Origin of the sequence: Streptomyces sp. NPDC020983 (assembly GCF_044333485.1) — a bacterium.
Taxonomy (GTDB): domain Bacteria; phylum Actinomycetota; class Actinomycetes; order Streptomycetales; family Streptomycetaceae; genus Actinacidiphila.
The window spans coordinates 25,415-43,692 of sequence record NZ_JBIRRA010000027.1; the positions used below are offsets into that span (position 1 = coordinate 25,415).

Consider the following 18,278-nt stretch of genomic DNA (forward strand, 5'->3'; position numbering starts at 1 on the left):
CCGACCGCCTGCGGCGCGGCCTAGCCCGCCAGGGCGGGCGCCTTCGCGGGCTCGGCGGCCGGGCCCGCCGGCTCCGCGGTACGCGAGGCCCGGCGGGGGAGGGCCGCCATGAGGGTGACCACGACGGCGAGCGCGCCGACCATCCAGAACATGGCGTGTTCGAAGGCGCGGACCGGGGTCGGGCCGGTGAAGGCGACCGAGACCAGGGCCAGGCCGAACGCGTTGCCCAGCTGGTTGGTGGTGTTGATCAGTCCGGAGGCCGATCCCGCGTGCTCCTGCGGCACGTCGGACAGGACCGCGTCCGTCAGCGGCGAGAAGACCATGCCCATCCCGGCGCCCATCACCAGCAGCGGCAGCGCCATCTGCCACGAGTGCACCGCGTGCCCGTAGCGCTCGGCCTCCGCGACGTAGAGGAGCGCGCCGGCGGCCGTGGTCAGCGCCCCGGCCTGCAGCACCAGGCGGCCGAAGCGCGGCACCAGCAGCTGGACGGACATGCCGGCCGAGGCCGAGCAGGCCACCGTGAACGGCAGGCCGGTGAGCCCGGCGTGCAGCGGGGACCAGCCCAGCGCGATCTGCATGTAGAGCGTCCAGACCAGGAAGAAGATGCCGCACGCGACACCGAAGAGCAGCTGGACCCCGATGCCCGCGGCGAAGCTGCGGGCCCGGAAGAGCACCAGCTCGACCAGCGGGGAGCCGTCCCTGGCCGCCTTGGCCCGCTCGTAGCGGACGAATCCGGCGAGCACGGCGAGGCCGCCGGCCATCATCGCGTAGCCCCACAGCGGCCACCCGTTCTCCCGGCCCTGGACCAGCGGGTACATCAGCATCAGCAGGCCGGCGGTGGCCAGCGCGACACCCGCCAGGTCGAGCCGCAGCGCCTGCGGGGCCTTCGACTCGTCGATGAACCGGCGCCCGAGGAGCAGTCCGGCGATCCCCACGGGCAGGTTGATCAGGAAGATCGGCCGCCACTGCAGCCCGAGGACGTCCCACTGGGTGAGCAGCGCGCCGAGCAGCGGACCCGTGACGGCCGCCAGGCCGATGACCGCGCCGAACAGGCCGAAGACCTTGCCGCGTTCCTCACCTGAAAAGGTCGCGTGGATGATCGACAGCACCTGGGGCACCATCAGCGCGGCCGCCGCGCCCTGCAGCATGCGGGTCGCCACCAGCATCTGCGGATCGGCCGCCACCCCGCACAGCAGCGACGCCACCGTGAAGCCGGCCGTGCCGAGCAGGAACACGCGCTTGCGGCCGTAGATGTCACCCAGCCGTCCGCCCGTGATCAGGCCGACCGCGAAGGCCAGGGCGTAGCCGGCGGTGATCCACTGCACCGCGCTGAAGCCGGCGCCGGTGTCGCGCTGGATGCTGGGCACGGCGACGTTGACGATCGTCGCGTCGACCAGGTCCATGAAACTGGCCGTCATCACCACGGCGAGGGCGATCCAGCGCCTGCGCTCGTTACTCATTCCTCGGGCTCCTGCCTGCCTCGTTCGCTGACAGGCCCTACGCTATGGGCGATGTAGGACAGGTGCTGTCCTACAGTGCGCCGACCCTGGAAAACATGATGGACACCCCGGCACGACTGCTGAATCTGCTCTCGCTCCTCCAGACCCCCAGGGAGTGGTCCGGTACGGAGCTGGCCGAACGGCTCGCGGTGAGTACCCGCACCGTCCGGCGCGACGTGGACCGGCTGCGCGAACTCGGCTACCCGGTCGAGGCCACCATGGGCTCGCTCGGCGGCTACCGCCTGGTCGCCGGCCGGGCGCTGCCGCCGCTGCTGCTGGACGACGAGGAGGCGGTCGCGATCGCCGTGGGCCTGCGCGCGGCCGCGGGCAGCGCGGTGGACGGCATCGAGGAGGCGTCACTGCGCGCGCTGACCAAGCTGGAGCAGGTGCTGCCGTCGCGGCTGCGGCACCGCGTGGGCGCGCTGGGCGCCGCCGTGGTGACGATGACCGGCGGCGGCCCGCGCGTCGAGCCCTCCGCGCTGACCGTCCTGGCCGGTGCGATCGCCAACCACGAGAGCGTCCGCTTCGCCTACCGCGCGGGCGACGGCGCGCAGTCCCGCCGGCACGTCGAACCGCAGCGGCTGGTCGCCAGCGCCCGGCGCTGGTACCTGGTGGCCTGGGACCTGGCGCGCGACGACTGGCGCATCTTCCGGGTCGACCGGCTGACCGGCGTCACCGCGACCGGTGCGCGCGCCGCGCCGCGCGTGCTCCCCGCCGCCGACGCGGCCGAGTTCGTCGAGTCCAAGCTGCGCGGCCTGTGGCCCACGGTGCCGGCGGTGGTGGACGTCGACGCCCCCGCGGACGTCCTGCGGTCGAAGCTCGGCCAGGCGCCGGGCGAGGTGGAGGCCCTTGCGGACGGCACGTCACGCTGGCGCGTGGACGCCGACCGCGTCGACTGGATGGCCGTGCGCCTGCTGATGCTGGACCTGCCCTTCCACGTCCGGTCGCCCTCGGCCCTGGTCGACCGCCTCCGCACCTTCGCGGACCGCGCGCGCGAAGCGACGAGGTGACGGGTGGGCGCGGCACCGCGAGGCTCCGCCGGCGCCGGGGGACCGGGGCAGCCGCCGCCCCTGCGCTCAGCGCCTGCCGAAGATCCCGTCCGGGAACGCCCCGTTGCCCAGCGCCGTCGCGGCGAAGCCGCCCGCGAGTTCCGTGAGGCGTGCGACCCCGGCCGCTCCGAGGTGGTCGTAGGGCCCGGCGGCCAGCCGGTCCGTCTCGTGCTCCAGCTCCGCGCGCAGGGCGGTCCCCGCCTCGGTCAGCCGGCCCTCCGCGTCCAGCAGGCCCTTGTCCCGCAGGCGCTCCTGCGCCGCCGACCACTCCTCCTCGCTCCAGCCCCGCGTCGCCCGGGCGAAGGCGGGGGTGAAGCCGCGGCCGGAGGACGTGTGGGAGACGAGGGCTTCGATCCCGTCCAGGCCCGCCTGCGTGAGCAGGGCGACGTGGCCGTCGCCGCGGTGTTCCCGCAGGACGGTCGCGGCCTGCCAGAGCGCCAGGTGCGGCTCCTGCGCCACGGGCTGGTCCGCCTCCGCGGATCCCAGCGGCCGGCCCGCGCGCACGCAGCCGGCGGCGGCGTGCCGGGCCAGCTCGGCGGCCTCGGCCATCTCCCCGCTCGCCGTCGCCCCGTCGCCCAGCAGCCGCCGCAGCAGGCGGTCGGCGGCGCGCAGGCGTGCCGCCAGCACCTGCTCGGGCGCGGCGACGGCCCAGACCGCGGGAACGTGCCGGGCGATCAGCGCATGGCTGAAGTTGAAGAAGGCCGCCGTCACCGTGCCGGGGCCGACGGCGCCCATCGCGGCGGAGCGTGCGGCGAAGTAGCCCGGGGCGCTGAAGTACGCGCCGGGGGCCTTCGCGAGCCCGAGGGCCTCCATCTCCTTGTCGAACTCCGGCGAGAAGTACACCGCGGAGTGCAGGGCGTTGAGGGGGGTGTGGCAGCGGCGGCCGCCCCGGGGGTCCGTCATGCGGATCAGCGTACAAGGCGCGGTCCGGGGCGAGGAGGGGGCGCCGGACGCCCCCCGGCCTTCGCCGGTGACGCGGGACCGGTACGGGTGCGGGGACGCCCGCGAGCCTGAAGTACGCTGCGCTGTCCGGCGGTTGCGCCGGACACCGCCGCCGTCGCCCGGCCCCACCGGCGCGGTCCGGGGACCCCGTCGCCGCTCCCGCGCTCCCCGGGCCGGGGCCGAGCGCGACGGCGCCTCAGCCGGCGAGGTTGCTGACCGCGGTGACCTTCTCGATGCGGATGCGGACGAGCAGCTCGCCGGGGACGCCGTTCCGGGCGGCGAACTCCTCGGCGCGGTCCTCGCCCATGTAGCGGGCGCCGATGCGGCCCGCCCAGGCGCGGATCTCGTCCAGGTCCTCGGAGAGGGTGGCCGTCCCGTGGACGAGGACGAAGGAGAACGGCGGCCGCTCGTCGTCGACGCACACCATCACCCGCGGGTCACGGGCCAGCGTGCGGCCCTTGACGGTGTCGCGGCCGGTGTTGAGGACCAGCTCGTCACCCTCCAGCAGGAACCAGACGGGCGCCACGTGGGGGCGGCCGTCGGCGCGGGTGGTGGCGAGCTTGGCGGTGCGGGTGCCGTGGGCGAGGAAGGCCCGCCACTCCGGTTCGGTCATCTCGGGCATGGCCCCATCATGGCCCGGCCGGAGGCGGACCCGCCGCGGCGCCGCGCCGCGGACCGGGCATCACCGCCCGGCCGGCGGCGCGCGTCCCTTCCTCGCGGCGCGGTGCGGCCTTCGGCGCCCTCCTCGTCGGGACGCGGGCGGATCCGCTCGGGCCGGTGCAGGCGGGTGCCGCGGCGGCGCGGCCCCATCAGGCCCCGGCCGTCCGGGCGGGCGCGGACAGCCGGTCGGGGCCCGGTGGCGCGTCCGGCGGTGACGAACGCACGGGCGCCGTACGGGCGGTAGGGCCGCCGGCCGGGCGGTGTGTCCGGCGGCGCGGCTCCCCGGGCCCCGGTGGGCCGGGCGGTGCGCCCGGCGGCGGGTGCCGAGGCCCGGCCGCGTCGGGTTGCCGGTCCGGTGCCGGCCGTCCGGGGAAGCGGACAGCCGGGTGGCGCGTCCGGCGGTGACGAACGCACGGGCGCCGTAGGGGCGGTAGGGCCGCGCCGCTCATGCGTCTCCCCAGTCCCAGTCGCCGATGTACGCGGCGACACCGGTGCGGCGTGCCTCGTCGACCGCGACCAGGCGGGCGAAGTCGCGGGGCGGCATCAGCGCCTCCCACTCCGCCAGGGGCAGGACGCGGACGTCGTCGTGCTCCTGCGGGCTCAGCGTGATGCCGCGGATCTGCTCCGCGGTGAGGCGTCCGCCGTCGAAGACCAGCCCGACCGACGCGAACGGCCACTCCTCGCCGGGCAGTCCGAACACGGTGGCCAGCAGCCGGGGCGGACCGGACGGGGTGAGGCCGGTCTCCTCCCGGCATTCGCGCACCGCCGTCTCCCAGGGGCGCTCGCCCGGCTCCATGGTTCCGCCGGGCAGCTGCCACGGGTGAGTGGCGGAGTAGACCGCGTGCAGTTGCAGCGGCCGGCCCTCCTCGTCGGTCAGGTGGACGCAGGCGAAGCAGGTCGCCTTCAGCAGCGTCGCGGCGTACTGCTCGGGCGGCAGCCAGCCGGGAGGGCCCGCCGCGGCCGGCCCCTCCTCGTGCGCCGGCCCGGCCGCGCCCGGAGCGGGCCGCTCCTCCACGGCCGGCCGGGAGCGTGCGTGCGCCGCGCGCTCCGGCGCGTTGGCCCGGCCGTGGCCGGACGGGTGCGGCAGGAGCCGCAGCCGGTCGGCCCCGGGGGAGTAGCCGACCGGGTCGCCGGGGAGCTGGAAGTGCACGGCCGCCCGGGCGCCGGCGGCGTAGGCGTCCAGACCGGCGCGGCAGTACGCCACCATGTCGCCGGGCAGGGCGTGCAGCGGTGCCCATTCCATGGCGTCGCAGAGGGCGGGTTCGGCGATCCGCGGGGTGCCGTGCCACCGCAGGACCTCGAAGAACAGCCCGATCCTGGCCTGCCCGGCGGGGCTGCGGTGGTGCACGGTGACCGCCGCCCGGACGTCGGCCGGGTCGACGAGGACGCCGGTCTCCTCGCGGGCCTCGCGCACCAGCGCGGCGACGGCGTCCTCGTGCGGGCCGTCGAGGTGGCCGGACGGGAGGTGGCGCAGACCGGAGGCGTACACCGGCCCGGCCCGCCGGGTGACCAGCACCTGCGGGCCGCCGGGACCCTCGCGGCGCAGGATCAGGTGGACGTCCAGCGGTTCGGTGTGCCGCGCCGGCGGCAGGGCGACGTGCAGGGACTGCGGCCGGCCCCGGGCGTCGGGGCGCGGCTCCGGGTCGGCCTGGTGGCGGGCGATGACCGCCGCGGCGCCGGGCTCCACCGTGAGGAACGGGACCTGGGCGGGCGGTGTCCAGCGCAGCATGATCCCCTCGGTGACGGCCAGGGCGGCGGGATCGCCGTCCCAGCGTCCGGTGTAGACCATGGTCGGCTCGCCGTCGCTGCCGGAGTCGACGACGGCGAAGGGCCGCAGTCCGTCGATCTCCAGGCCGGTCTCCTCCCGCAGTTCGCGGCGGATGTTCTCGTCCGGTGTCTCGCCGGGCTCGCGGCCGCCCCCGGGCAGTGCCCAGGTCCCGGGCTGCCAGATGGGTTTGTGCGCGTCCCGCAGGTGCAGCAGGTAGTGCCCGCGGGAGTTGACGAGCAGTGCGGCGGTGCCGGCGGGCTCGTGCCGTACCGGCGGCACGGCCGTCGTCGGGGCGGCTGTCATCGGCGGTCTCCGATCAGGTGGGGGAGGGGCGGGAAGACGGACGGCCGGCGCCCCGGTGTCCCGTCCCCGGCCGGGGCCGTCCGGCTGCTCCGGCGGTGCGGGACGCGGCCCGGGGACGCCGCCGGGGGGCGTACCGGCGGGCCCGCTCACAGGGCCCGCGCCGGGTCCGGCCGCGACGGGCCGCCGCCGCGGGCCACGGACGCCGGTGCGGTGGGACGGCGTCCGGCAGAGGGGGACGGGTGTACGGGTGCGGGATCCATGGTGTCCTCCGTCGGGGCGCCGCCGTGGCCCTGGTGGTCTGGCAAACGCACGGAATCCCCCCTCCGTAACGCCTCGTTCGGGCCAATGGCCGTGGCCGCGGACCGGCGTGGACGGCGCGCGGGGAGGGCGCGGGACGGCGGGGGGAGTGACCCGTACGGGTTCCGCGCGCTCTGCCGGCGGGGCGGAGGCCGCCGTAATGATGAGCACACCGCACGTGATCCGGGCGGCGTCCGCGCCACGTCCGTGTGGCCGGGCTGCCATGCGAGGAAACTGGAGTCCGCGTTGCTGCTTCTCATCTCCCCGGACAGCGTCGAGGAAGCCCTCGACTGCGCGAAGGCCGCCGAACACCTCGACATCGTCGACGTCAAGAAACCGGACGAGGGGTCCCTCGGCGCGAACTACCCGTGGGTCATCAGGGAGATCCGCGGCGCGGTCCCGGCGGGCACGCCGGTGTCGGCCACGGTCGGCGACGTCCCGTACAAGCCCGGCACGGTGGCCCAGGCCGCGCTGGGCGCGGTGGTGTCGGGGGCCTCGTACATCAAGGTCGGCCTCTACGGGTGCACGACGCCCGACCAGGCCGTCGAGGTCATGCGCGGGGTCGTCCGGGCCGTCAAGGACTACCGGCCGGACGCGTTCGTGGTGGCCTCGGGCTACGCCGACGCCCACCGGATCGGCTGCGTCAACCCGCTCGCGCTGCCGGACATCGCCCGGCGCTCCGGTTCCGACGCGGCCATGCTGGACACCGCGGTCAAGGACGGCAGCGGGCTGTTCGACCACGTGCCGCCGGACGCCTGCGGGGAGTTCGTCCGGCTCGCCCACGAGGCGGGCCTGCTCGCGGCCCTCGCGGGCAGCGTCAAGGCGGCGGACCTGGGCCCGCTGACCCGGATCGGCACGGACATCGTGGGAGTGCGCGGCGCGGTCTGCGAGGGCGGTGACCGCACCACCGGGAGGATCCGGCCGGACCTGGTGGCCGCCTTCCGGGCCGAGATGGACCGGCACGCCGGCGAAGGCGCCGCCCGCGTCGCGGCGGCGGGCTGACGGCCGGCATGCCGGAGGACCGGCCCGCGCCGGGGCGGGAGGCCCGCGGCGGGCGTCTCCCCGTCGTCGACCCCGCCACGGGGGAGGCCTTCGCGGAGGCCCCCGACCAGTCACCGCAGGAGCTGGACGCCGTCGTCGAGCGGGCCCGGGCGGCCTGGTTCGGCTGGCGGAGCGACCCCCCGGCCCGCACCGCCGCGCTGCTCGCGGCGGCCGACGCCGTCGAGGCGGCCCGCGACGACCTCGCGCCGCTGCTCACCCGCGAGCAGGGCAAGCCGCTGGCGGAGTCCCGCGCGGAGGTCGCCCGGACGGCGGCCCGGATGCGCTACTTCGCCGCGCTCGAACCCGGGCCCGTGCCCGTGGCCGACGGGCGGCCGGTGCGCAGCGAGCTGCGGTGGCGCCCGCTCGGGCCGGTCGCCGCGATCGTGCCGTGGAACTTCCCGCTCCAGCTCGCGTCCGCGAAGTTCGCGCCCGCGCTCGCCGCGGGCAACACGGTGGTGCTCAAACCCTCGCCCTACACGCCGCTGGCGACCCGGCTGCTGGCGTCGGTGCTCTCGGCGGCGCTGCCCGAGGGCGTGCTCACCGTCGTCACCGGCCGCGAACCGCTCGGCGCCCGCCTCGCGGCCCATCCGGGCATCCGCCACGTGACCTTCACCGGCTCCGCCCCCACCGGGCGGGCCGTCGCGGCCGGCGCCGCGGCCACCCTCGCCCGGGTCACCCTGGAGCTGGGGGGCAACGACGCCGCCCTCCTGCTGGACGACGTGGACGTCGAGCGGATCGCGGACCGGCTGTTCTGGGCCGCCTTCCGCAACTGCGGGCAGGTCTGCATGGCCGTCAAACGCGTCTACGCCCCGGCCCGGCGGTACGCCGAGGTGGTCGAGGCCCTCGCGGAGCGCGCGAAGTCCGCCGTCGTCGGCGCCGGGCTCGACCCGCGCTCGCAGCTGGGGCCGCTCAACAACGCCCCCCAGCTGGCCCGGGTGGAGGCCTGCACCGCCCGCGCGCTGGCGGACGGTGCCAGGGCCGCGGCCGGCGGCCACCGGCTCGACCGGCCGGGCTACTTCTTCGCGCCGACCGTCCTCGCCGACGTCCCCTCCGGCAGCCCGGTGGTGGCCGACGAGCAGTTCGGGCCGGTGCTGCCGGTGCTGCCGTACACCGGCCTCGACGACGCCGTCGCGGCGGCCAACGCCACCGGCTTCGGTCTGGGCGGCTCGGTCTGGGGGACCGACCTCGACCGGGCGGAGGCGGTGGCCGGGCGGCTGGAGTGCGGGACGGCGTGGATCAACCACCACGCCGAACTCTCCCTCGCCCAGCCCTTCGCCGGTACCAAGGAGAGCGGTGTCGGTGTCGCGGGCGGGCCGTGGGGGCTGTACGGAAACCTCCAGCCCTTCGTCCTGCACCGCCCCCTGGAAGCGGAAGCCGCACCGGAGGCAGGGGGGACGGCGTGGCACTGAGGTTCGACGCGGCGGTGCTGCGCTCGTACGACGGCCGGTTCGCCGTCGAGGAGGTGGTGCTGGACCCGGGACCGGCCGAGGGCGAGGTCCTGGTGCGGATCGCGGGCAGCGGGATGTGCCGGACCGATCTCGCGGTGCGGCGCTCGGGGGGCCGCTCACCGCTGCCCGCGGTGCTCGGCCACGAGGGCGCCGGGACCGTCGTGGAGACGGGCGGGCCCGGCACCGGGCTGAGCCCCGGCGACCACGTCGTACTGAGCTTCGACTCCTGCGGGCGCTGCCGGAACTGCCAGGGCGCGGCCCCCGCCTACTGCGACTCCTTCGCCTCGCTCAACCTCTTCGGCGGCCGCGCGGAGGACGCGGCGCGGTTCACGGACGCGGCCGGGGGCGCGCTGGCGCCCCGGTGGTTCGGCCAGTCGTCCTTCGCCGACTACGCGGTGGTCCCGGCCCGCAACGCCGTCCGGGTCGACCCGTCGCTCCCCGTCGAACTGCTCGGCCCGCTCGGCTGCGGCTTCCTCACCGGCGCCGGCGCCGTCCTCCACTCCTTCGGCGTGGGCGCGGGCGACACCGTCGCGGTCTACGGAGCGGGCGCGGTGGGGCTCGCGGCGGTGATGGCCGCCACCGCCGCCGGTGCGGTGACCGTCGCCGTCGACCGGCATCCCGAACGGCTGGCCCTCGCCGAGCGGCTGGGCGCGACCGCGGTGCCCGCCGGGACGGCGGATCTGCCCGGCCGGATCCGGCACCTGACCGAAGGGGGTGCGCAGTACGCGCTGGACACCACGGGTTCGGAGCGGCTGGTCAACGACGCGCTGCGGGCACTGCGCCCGCTGGGCCACCTCGGCCTGGTGGCCCGGCTGCACGGCACGCTGGCGCTGGCGGCCGGGACGCTGGACCGGGGGCGGCGGATCTCCCACATCTGCGAGGGGGACGCGGTGCCGGGGCTGCTCGTCCCGCGGCTCATCGGCCTGTGGCGGGCGGGCCTCTTCCCCTTCGACGAGCTGATCCGTACCTACCCGCTCGGCGCCGTCAACGAGGCCGAACGCGACTGCGACGCGGGCCGCGTGGTCAAGCCCGTGCTGATCCCGGAGGGGAGGGCGCGGTGAGGGCCGGCCAGTCCGGCCGGGCCGCCCCGGCACCCCGCCGCCGCCCCGTACGCGGGGCTCTCACCCACACCGAGGGAGCACACATGACCGGCACGGCGCAGCAGGACACCGAGCGGGAGGACGTGCAGGGGGGTGTCGGCCTGACCGCGCTCCTGGTCGCCGCGGCGCGGGCGATCGAGACCCACCGGGCGGACAGCCTGGCCCAGGACGCCTACGCCGAGCACTTCGTGCGGGCGGCGCCGGCGTGCGCGAAGTGGCCGCTGCGCGCCGAGCAGGTCCCGGACGGGGACGCCGACCCGCTGTGGGGGCGGTTCGCCCGCTACTTCGGCCTGCGGACCAGGGCCCTCGACGACTTCGTGCACCGCTCGGTACGCGAGACCGGGGCCCGCCAGGCGGTCCTGCTCGGGGCGGGGCTGGACACGCGGGCCTTCCGGCTCGACTGGCCGGACGGCTGCGCGGTCTTCGAGATCGACCGGCCCGGGGTGCTGGACTTCAAGCACCGGGTGCTCGCCGGTCTGGCCGCCACCCCGCGGGCGGCACGCGTGCCCGTCCCGGTCGACCTGCGCGACGACTGGGCCGGGGCGCTGACCGGAGCGGGCTTCGACACGGCCGCACCGAGCGTCTGGCTGGCCGAGGGCCTGCTGTTCTACCTGCCGCCCGCCGCCGAGACCCACCTGATCGACACGGTCGACCGGATGACTCCGGCGGGCGGCGCCCTGGCCTTCGAGGCCAAGCTCGAAAAGGACCTGCTGGTCCACCGCGACAGCCCCCTCTACGTCGCGACGCGCCTGCGGACCGGCATCGACCTGCTCGCCCTGTTCGACCGGCGGCCCCGCCCCGACTCCGCGGGCGCCCTGTCGGCGAGGGGCTGGTCCACCGCCGTCCACACCCCCTTCGACTTCACACGGCTGCACGGCCGCGGCCCGATGCCGGAGGGGAACGACGCGCTGGAGGGCAACCGCTGGGTCTTCGCGCACAAGCCCCGCCCGTGACGCCCACCGCCCCGCCCCGCGGTCCGCCGCCGGCCGCGGGACGCCCGGGCGGCCGTACAAAACACGCCGCGCACGATCCGCCGGACCGGGCAGCAGAACCGTTCGCTGATCCAACGCGTGCCGGACGGCGCCCGTTTGACACCCGTTCACCCGGCCCGCAGAGCGTACGCCAGGGCGAGCGTGCACCCGGATCTCCGGTGCCGCTCGCCGTTTGCCGGTCGCACCGGCACGACTCGGCGGACGGAAGGCGGCACGGTGAGGGTGAAAGAGCTGGCCACGTGGCGTGGGCGGCGGTGGGGCCGGGGCACGCAGCGCAAGGCGGCCGTCGCGGTGGTCGCCGCCGGGCTCGTGATCGTCGGGCTGCCGTCGGCCGGTGCGTCCGGGACGGGGGTCAGCGCCTTCACGGCGCCGCCGCAGTCCTACGACCTGACGGGCGGGGCGTACTGCTCCGCGGCGACCGGACGCGCGGACGCCGCGCTCGACGCCAACCTGATCTCCAACCCGGGCGCGGAGTACGCCACGACGCGCGGGGAGCTGCCGGGCGGCGCGGGCACCACCGCCGGCAGCGGGGTCGCCGACCCCGACGCCGTACTCCTGCCCGACTGCTGGTCGCTCACCTCCACCATCGCCGGCACCGACCCGGCGAACGAGATCGCCAGCGCGGTCGCCGCCTCCTACCCCGGCAAGGCGGGGACGCGGAACTTCTACGGCGGCAGGAGCGCCAACGACAAGGCGCCCGCCGGGACCGTCACCACCGCGACCCAGACGATCGACCTCGCGCCGCTCGGCGACGTCGCGGGCACGCACTTCGCGCTCACCGCGAACCTGGGCGGCTACGCCAACCAGGACGACGCCACCTCCGTCAGCGCCACGTGGGAGGACTCCGGCGGCAAGGCGGTCGACGACGGAACCGCCCGCCCGGCGGTCACCACCCTGGGACCGGTGCTGGCGGCCGACCGGGGCGACACCTCCAGCATGCTCCCGCGCAGCGCGTACGGCACCGTCCCGGACGGGGCGTCCAAGGTGGTCGTCACCCTGACCTTCACCATGGGCGGCGCCGGCCACAACGACGCCAACGCCGACAACCTCGGCCTCGTCGTCGTCGGCGACAGCGCGGTGGCGCCGGCCGGCCAGGACTACGACGAGTCCGGCAACTGCCCCCGGCCCGCCGCGCCCGCCGCGGGCCGGAACCTGATCTCCAACCCGGGCGCGGAGGACCACGTGTCCGTCGCCTACCCCTACGGCACCGGCGGCGGCGTCACCGACCCCGGCACGGCGAACGCCACCGTCGACGTACCGGCCTGCTGGACCGGCCACAGCGACCTGCCGGCCCCCGACGCGGTCGTGGAGTCGAGGACCCAGAAGGCGCCCTACCCCGGCCTGGAGGGATCCCGGTACTTCTCCGGCGGGGCGAACTCCACCGCGACACCGGCGGCGAACCCCGGCTTCACCCCGGCGCCCGGCTTCCGCGGCGACGTCCAGGGCGTGACGACCTCCGCGAGCCAGACCGTCGACGTCGGCGGACTGAACGCGGGCGGCCACCCCTTCGCGCTGTCCGGCCAGCTCGGCGGCTACTCCACGCAGGGCGACTTCGCCGAGGTCCGGGCCGACTTCGAGGACGCGAGCGGCACCACCCTGGCGAGCGCGCGGATCGGGCCCATCACCGAGCCCGAGCGGGTCGCGGCCGCCGACTACCTCGCGGCGAAGGGCGGCACCCCGGCCGACAGTGGCATGCTGCCCGTCCAGACCCTCGGCACCCTGCCCAAGGGCACCGCCACGGTCGTCGTCACGATCTCCGCGACGGCGATCTCCGCGGGCAGCGAGAGCAACGGCGTCGCCGACGACCTCGCCTTCGTCGTCGACCCCACGTCCTCCGGCGTCCACGGGCAGAACTACGACCTCACCACCGGCACCCACGGCACCGACCCCAACTGCCCCGACCGGGTGGCCCCGGCGCTGGACCGCAACCTGGTCTCCAACCCTGGCGCGGAGGAGTACACCTCCGACGTGTGGTTCGGCGCGCCCGGCGACGCCCCGGTGTCCGTACCGGACTGCTGGGCCAGCGCCTCCCCGCTGCCCGCTCCCCGGGCCGTCGCCGAGTCGTACGCCCAGGCGCCGTCCGCCTACCCGCCCGTTCGCCCGGGCAGCCGCGTCTTCTGGGGCGGCCACGACCCGCAGAGCGCGATCGCAGGCGTCGCCACCACCCAGACCCAGCCCATCGACCTCGCCCCGCTCGGCGACGTCTCCGGCAAGTCCTTCGCACTCTCCGGGCTGCTCGGCGGCTACGCCACGCAGAACGACAACGCCGTCGTCACCGCCGACTTCCAGGGCGGCAACGGCGCGACGCTGACGATCGCGAGCATCGGCCCGGTCAAGGCCAACCAGCGCGGCGGCGTCTCCGGACTCGTCCCGCAGGCCTGGTACGGCACCGTGCCCGCCGGAGCGGTCAGGGTCGTCCTGAAGATCACCATGACCGCCGTCAACACCGGCGCCGACAACAACGGTGAGGCGGACGACCTCAGCCTCGTCATCGGTGACAGCACCAGGCCGACCGGACCGATCCTGCAGACCCTGCCCTACGACGCCACGGGCGGCGGGGAGGTCCGCATCGACCCGACCACGGGCCTGCCGCTGCCGCCCGCAGGCGGCCTGTACCGCCCGGCCGGCGTCTCGGCGAGCGGCGGTGTCGTCTACGCCTCCAACACCGGCGACAACGTCCTCGCCGCGCTCGCGAACGGGCAGAGCAAGGTGATCGCCGGCTCGCTGGAGGGCTCCGGCCTGAACGGCGACGGCGGTCCCGCCACCGCCGCCACGCTCTACCAGCCCGGCGGCACCGCCGTGGACGCCGAGGGCGACCTCTTCGTCGCCGACAGCGCCGACAATGTGGTCCGCGAGATCACCCCGGACGGCGTCATCCACCGGGTCGCGGGCACCGGTGACGCGCGGACCGGCGGCTCCTCCGGCCTCGCCGGGCAGGAGCAGCGGGTCGCCACCAGCACGTCGCTGAACCACCCGCAGGCGGTCGCGGCCGACGCGCACGGCGACGTCTACATCGCCGACACCTACAACCACCGCGTCGTGAAGCTCCTGCCGAACGGGCGGATCACCTCCTTCGCGGGCCGCGGCGACGCCGGCTACTCCGGCGACGGCGGCGCGGCCCGCACGGCGAGGCTGACCATGCCCACCGGCGTGGCCGTCGACCGGCACGACAACGTCTACATCGCCGACGCCGCCAACAACGTCGTCCGCAAGGTCGACGGGCGGACCGGCACCATCACGACGGTCGCCGGCGACTACGCCGAGGACAGGGCCGTGGACGACGGCCGCGGCGGCTGGTCCGGCGACGGCGGCCCCGCCGTCCGCGCCCGGCTCAACGCCCCCCAGGGCGTGGCCGTCGACAACGCCGGAAACCTCTTCATCGCCGACACCCTCAACAACGCGGTCCGCGAGGTCACCCCCGACGGCACCATCACCACCGTCGTCAACGCCGCGGCGCCCACGGCCGGCGGCGAGAGCAGCGGCCAGGCGCCCTCCGCCTCGCACCTCAACACCCCGTACGCCGTCGCGGTCGACCTGTCGACCGGCGTCCTGTACGTCGCCGACACCACCAACAGCGCCATCGCCGAGGTCCTGGGCGTCGCCCGCTGACCAGCGGGCCCGCCCCGGCTCCCGGCCCGACCCCACGACGAGGAAAGAAACCCGCATGAACGGCACCAGCGCCACACCGAGCAGCCGCGGCCCCTCGCGGCGCGCCTTCATCGCCGGCGCGGCAGGGGTCGCCGCCGCGGCCGGCATGTCCGGCGTCCTGCCCGCGCAGCTCGCGCGCGCCGCCTCGGCCGGCCGGCGCGGCTTCGACCTCTCCCAGATCAAGCACGTCGTGTACGTCATGCAGGAGAACCGGTCCTTCGACCACTACTTCGGCACCTTCCCGGGCGCGCGCGGCTTCGGCGACAAGAAGGCCGTCCGGCTGCCGAACGGCAACTCCGTCTTCCAGCAGCCCGACCCGGCCAACCCCGACGGCTGGCTCGCGCCCTTCCACATGGACACCGTCACCACCGGCGCCGCCGCGGTGCCGTCGCTCTCGCACGACTGGCGCGACCAGCACGCCGCCTGGAACGGGGGCGCGATGGACGGCTGGCTGGTCTCCCACCTCGCCTCCGACGGCGACGTGAAGGGCTCCTACACGATGGGCTACCTGAAGAAGGAGGACATCCCCTTCCACTGGGCGCTCGCCGAGAACTTCACCCTGCTCGACCACTACTTCTGCTCGGTGCTCGGACCCACCTACCCCAACCGGGCGATCTGGATGTCGGGCACCAACGACCCGCAGGGCAAGCAGGGCGGCCCGATCCTGGAGACGGTGCAGCCCAACACACTGGCCTGGAAGTCGGCGGCCGAGGTGCTCTTCGACGCCGGCTACACCGTCAAGACCTACACCAGCTCCGGCAGCTACAACTACTTCAGCTGGTGGGCCAACTTCAAGGAGCCCGGCCTCGTCCCGCCCGAGCTGTACAACCGGATACGGCTCAACGGCACGCTGTTCGGCGACGGGACGCCCGGCGGCGTGGGCGACCCGCTCAACCCGACCCCGGCCGGCACGCCCTACCTCGGCTTCGAGGAGGACTGCGCCAACGGCACCCTCGCCGACGTGACGTGGCTCTTCCCGGACGGCCCCTACGCCTCCGACGAGCACCCGCCGAACACCCCCGCTGCCGGGGCGTACTTCCTCGCCTCCAAGCTGGAGGCCCTCGCGGCCAACGAGGAGCTGTGGAACTCGACCGTCTTCATCATCAACTACGACGAGAACGACGGCTTCTTCGACCACGTCCCGCCGCCGGTCCCGGACCGCGGCGCCTACCCCGAGGAGTACGTCAGCCTCCCGTCGCCCAGGGGCACCCCCGGCGGCGGCCTGCCGGTCGGCGCCGGCTTCCGCGTGCCCTGCATCGTGGTGTCGCCGTGGACCGTGGGCGGGCACATCTTCTCCGAGGTCTCCGACCACACCTCGCCGCTGCGCCTCATCGAGGCGGTCACGGCGGCGGGCGGGCTCTCGGGGAAGGGCCCGGTCACCTTCGACGCCATCACGCGCTGGCGCCGGAAGACCTTCGGCGACCTCTCCGGCGTCTTCCAGCCGCACGCCGAGCGGGCGCCGTCCGACCCGGAGTTCGAGGCGGGGGCGCGGCTCGCCAACGTCGCCGCGCAGGCGGAGGCCGCCACCCAGCCCATGCCGCAGGTGCCCGGCGCGACCCAGCCCATGCCCCGCCAGGAGCGCTGACCGAAGGCCCGGCCGTGCCGCGCGACGGGGCGCCGTCGCGCGGCACGGGCCGCCCGCGGGCAAAGGACCGCTTTAGACCGGGCCCCGACGATGGACGGGTGGAGACTCGTCCTGTGCACATCCTGTCCGTGGGCACCGCCGTGCCCGGCCTGCCGATCGACAACGCCCGGCTCGCCCGCCGGTTCGGTATGACGGAGACCTGGCGGCAGTGGGTGGACACCTTCGTCGGTGCGGGCACCCGCCACCTGTCGGTCGACCTCGACACCGGGGAGCCCCGCTGGTCGCTGACCGACCTCGCGGCGACCGCCGCCCAGCGGGCGCTGGACGCGGCCGGATTGGCCGGGCCGGACGTCGACCTGGTCGTGATGGGCACCGCGACCCCGGACCAGCTGATGCCCACCACCGCCACCATGGTCGCCGACCGGCTCGGCATCGACGGCGTGCCGGCCTTCCAGCTGCAGTCGGGCTGCTCCGGGGCCGTCCAGGCGCTCCAGGTGGCCCACCAGTTCCTGGCCTCCGGCACCAAGCGCACCGCCCTGGTGATCGGCGCCGACACCACCGCCAAGTACTTCGACACCACCGCGGACCTCAGCACCCTGCCGCCCGCCCAGCTGGTCAACTTCCTGCTCTTCGGGGACGCGGCGGGCGCGGTGGTGCTGGGCACGGGTGCCGGGCGCGGCGCCCGCGCGCTGGTCCACCGGGTCGGCACCACGCTGACCGGCCTGGGCCGGGAGCCCGGGCAGACCCTGCGCTGGTACGGCCCGGCGGACCGCGGTGAGAAGTCCCAGGAGCCGGCCATCGGCGAGAACTACAAGGAGATCGAGGAGTCGGTGCCGCCGATGGCGGCGGAGATCGCGCGGGTGCTGCTGGCGGACCTGGACTGGCAGGAGAGCGAGGTCGACTACCTGCTGCCGCCCCAGCTCTCCGCCCGGATGAGCGAGAAGATCCTGCCGCTGCTGGGCTTCCCGGCGGCCGAGGAGATCGCCTGCGTCACCGAGACCGGCAACACCGGGAACGCCCTGCCGTTCCTGCAACTGGAGCGCGCGCTGGACGAGATGGTGCCGGGGGACAGGGCGCTGGGGATCGCCGTGGAGTCCAGCAAGTGGATCAGGGCCGGCTTCGCCGTCGAGCGGGTCTGACGGCGCGCCGGCACCGGGCGGGTGCGGCCCCCGGCCGCGCCCGCCCGCGGGGTAGACTCGCCGGTATGTGGTGGCCCACCGGTCGGAGGACGTGATGCGGCGGACGCCCGCCCGGGCGGACGCCCTGCGCAACCGCGAGAAGCTGCTCGACGTGGCGCGCACGCTCTACGCCCAGAAGGGCGCCGAGGTGACCCTCAACGGCCTCGCGAAGCAGGCCGGTTTCGGCGTGGGCACCGTCTACCGGCACTTCCCCACCCGCGAGGTGCTGCTGGAGGCGGTCATCGCGGACCGCTTCGACGCGCTCCAGGCACTGGCGGAGGAGCTGCTGGCGGGGCCCGACCCGGGCGGACCGGGGCTGCGGCGCTGGCTGGACGTGCTGCTGGACAACCTCACCGAGTACCGCGGCCTGCCCGCCTCCACCCTCGCCGCGATGCACGACGAGACCTCGCACCTCTACCAGTCCTGCCACGGGATGCGCGCCGCCGCCGCCCGGCTGCTGCGCGCGGCGCAGGACGACGGCACCATCCGCGAGGACCTGGACGTCTCCACCCTGCTCAAGCTGAGCAACGCGGTGGCGCTGGTCACCGAGCAGACCGGCAGGGCGGCCAAGGAGCTGCTGCCCTTCCTGTACGAGGGGATCACCCCGCGCAGCTGACGGGCCCGCAGGCGGACGGGGGCGGGGGGGGGGGCCCGGGGGCCCCCCCCCCGCCCGCCCCCCCCCCCGGGGCGGGGGCCCCCCCGCCCCCCGCCCCCCCCCGCCCCCGCGCCGCCCCCCCCCCCCCCCCCCGGCCCCCGCGGCCCCGGGCG

Annotated in this window: 13 protein-coding genes; 9 read left to right on the forward strand and 4 right to left on the reverse strand. The window is 75.9% G+C overall.

The features are described from left to right. Positions 1-20: 20 nt before the first annotated feature. Entirely contained in the window at positions 21-1,460 is a 1,440-nt protein-coding gene (locus tag ACH4SE_RS35525; RefSeq protein WP_398547702.1) for an MFS transporter, read from the reverse strand. A gap of 95 nt (positions 1,461-1,555) precedes the next feature. Here ACH4SE_RS35525 and ACH4SE_RS35530 point away from each other — a divergent pair, with 95 nt between their 5' ends. Continuing rightward, a complete protein-coding gene (locus tag ACH4SE_RS35530; protein ID WP_398547703.1) occupies positions 1,556-2,509 on the forward strand; it encodes a helix-turn-helix transcriptional regulator in 954 nt (317 codons plus the stop codon). A 66-nt stretch (positions 2,510-2,575) separates the two neighbouring features. Here ACH4SE_RS35530 and ACH4SE_RS35535 read toward each other — a convergent pair whose 3' ends face one another. From ACH4SE_RS35535 to ACH4SE_RS35545, 3 genes are all read right to left on the reverse strand, one after another. Next, a complete protein-coding gene (locus ACH4SE_RS35535) occupies positions 2,576-3,451 on the reverse strand; it encodes a hypothetical protein (protein WP_398547704.1) in 876 nt (291 codons plus the stop codon). A 235-nt stretch (positions 3,452-3,686) separates the two neighbouring features. Beyond that, positions 3,687-4,112 carry a PPOX class F420-dependent oxidoreductase gene (locus ACH4SE_RS35540; RefSeq protein ID WP_398547705.1) on the reverse strand — a complete coding sequence of 142 codons (426 nt, stop codon included), beginning with the start codon at positions 4,110-4,112 and terminating at the stop codon, positions 3,687-3,689. A gap of 483 nt (positions 4,113-4,595) precedes the next feature. Continuing rightward, entirely contained in the window at positions 4,596-6,221 is a 1,626-nt protein-coding gene (locus tag ACH4SE_RS35545) for an NUDIX domain-containing protein (protein ID WP_398547706.1), read from the reverse strand. Between the two features lie 543 nt (positions 6,222-6,764). Here ACH4SE_RS35545 and ACH4SE_RS35550 point away from each other — a divergent pair. From ACH4SE_RS35550 to ACH4SE_RS35585, 8 genes are all read left to right on the forward strand, one after another. Further along, positions 6,765-7,520 carry a (5-formylfuran-3-yl)methyl phosphate synthase gene (locus ACH4SE_RS35550; RefSeq protein WP_398547707.1) on the forward strand — a complete coding sequence of 252 codons (756 nt, stop codon included), beginning with the start codon at positions 6,765-6,767 and terminating at the stop codon, positions 7,518-7,520. Between the two features lie 8 nt (positions 7,521-7,528). Further along, a complete protein-coding gene (locus tag ACH4SE_RS35555) occupies positions 7,529-8,968 on the forward strand; it encodes an aldehyde dehydrogenase family protein (RefSeq protein WP_398547708.1) in 1,440 nt (479 codons plus the stop codon). Next, positions 8,965-10,068 (forward strand): NAD(P)-dependent alcohol dehydrogenase, encoded by a 1,104-nt coding sequence (locus tag ACH4SE_RS35560; RefSeq protein WP_398547715.1) that lies wholly within the window; start codon positions 8,965-8,967, stop codon positions 10,066-10,068. Before ACH4SE_RS35555 ends, ACH4SE_RS35560 begins: the two co-directional genes overlap by 4 nt. Before the next feature lie 83 nt (positions 10,069-10,151). Then, on the forward strand, positions 10,152-11,060 hold the full coding sequence (locus tag ACH4SE_RS35565) for a class I SAM-dependent methyltransferase (RefSeq protein WP_398547709.1): 909 nt from the start codon (positions 10,152-10,154) through the stop codon (positions 11,058-11,060). Between the two features lie 255 nt (positions 11,061-11,315). Then, entirely contained in the window at positions 11,316-14,708 is a 3,393-nt protein-coding gene (locus ACH4SE_RS35570) for a hypothetical protein (protein ID WP_398547710.1), read from the forward strand. A gap of 55 nt (positions 14,709-14,763) precedes the next feature. Then, a complete protein-coding gene (locus tag ACH4SE_RS35575; protein ID WP_398547711.1) occupies positions 14,764-16,332 on the forward strand; it encodes an alkaline phosphatase family protein in 1,569 nt (522 codons plus the stop codon). A 98-nt stretch (positions 16,333-16,430) separates the two neighbouring features. Beyond that, positions 16,431-17,471 (forward strand): 3-oxoacyl-ACP synthase III family protein, encoded by a 1,041-nt coding sequence (locus tag ACH4SE_RS35580; protein ID WP_398547712.1) that lies wholly within the window; start codon positions 16,431-16,433, stop codon positions 17,469-17,471. A gap of 70 nt (positions 17,472-17,541) precedes the next feature. Next, positions 17,542-18,126, forward strand: coding sequence for a TetR/AcrR family transcriptional regulator (locus ACH4SE_RS35585; RefSeq protein WP_398547713.1), 585 nt, complete (start codon positions 17,542-17,544; stop codon positions 18,124-18,126). Positions 18,127-18,278 lie beyond the last annotated feature (152 nt).